The following is a 1,026-nucleotide window of genomic DNA, read 5'->3' as shown; positions in this document are numbered from 1 at the left end:
GCCGCCGATTTCCTGCTTGGCTTTAACGCCGAGGCCGAAGGCGCGCAACAAGACGAGATCGCGGCATGAGCGCGCTCCATCGCCATGCGCGACCGCCTTGGGCTTCTGACGGCGCGCCGATGCGCCCGCGCTCGGCGCAGAAGCCGCTGGTATCCGCCTGTTTCAAAAGCCGCTCTCAATCAGCCCGAACCGTTTTGAAGGAAATTCCGCAATGATCCTGATCACCGACGACCTTTACGCCCAACTGCTCGCCAATGGCGCAACCGACACCGAAACCGACCATGTCCCGTTGGTAAAACTGTTCGATCCGACCGGGCCGGCAACCTGGCTTCTCACCGAACTCGACGCCGACGGCGACACGCTGTTCGGCCTTTGTGACCTCGGCTTCGGCTTCCCTGAACTCGGCAGCGTCAGCCTTGCCCAACTCGAATCCATCAAGGGTCCGCTTGGACTGGGAATCGAGCGCGACCTTCATTTCAAAGCGCGTTTTCCGCTGTCCGTTTATGCCGAGGCCGCGCGCAGCGCCGGCCAGATCACCGAAGCCGAGCGGCTTCTGCGGCGGGCGGCAGAGGCCCTCGGCAACTCCCATTCCAAGCTTCCGCCCGACACGGCGGAGCAAGAACGCCGATAAGGCAAAAAAACCGCCACCGCCGCATCGGCCTTCGGCCTCCCCGGCGGGGACAATCGCACCCCAAAAAGAAGGAGGAAGACCATGCAGCTTGCCCATATTCCTCTCGACCGGCTCAACATCTCCGCGCTCAACATGCGCGACGCAAGACGCGCGCCGTCCGCGCGCGCGGCGTCCTCGTGCCGCTTCTGGTGCGGCCCAACGGCTCGCCGGAAAGCTTCGAGATCGTCGCCGGACGGCGACGCTATTTCGCCGCGAATTTGCTCGCCGACGAGCGCGGCGAGGGCGATGCCTTGCCCTGCACCATCATGGAAGACGGCGACGACGCCCATGCCCTCGAAAGCCTCATTGATCGAGAACATCGCCCACCTCGACCCCGACGAAGTGTCGCAATGGGA

At 63.9% G+C, this 1,026-nt stretch carries 1 protein-coding gene and 1 pseudogene; both read left to right on the top strand.

Annotated features, from left to right (window positions below):
* Window positions 1–211: 211 nt before the first annotated feature.
* Window positions 212–631 (top strand): DUF2958 domain-containing protein, encoded by a 420-nt coding sequence (locus AC0L2V_RS32185; RefSeq protein WP_473522185.1) that lies wholly within the window; start codon window positions 212–214, stop codon window positions 629–631.
* Window positions 632–807: 176 nt separating this feature from the next.
* A pseudogene (locus AC0L2V_RS32180) lies at window positions 808–1,026 on the top strand (hypothetical protein); the annotation flags it as partial.

The sequence above is a fragment of the Mesorhizobium sp. WSM4814 genome, from assembly GCF_055811595.1.
The sequence above is the reverse complement of the archived record's forward strand: the minus strand, read 5'-3'. Positions and strand labels throughout refer to the sequence as shown.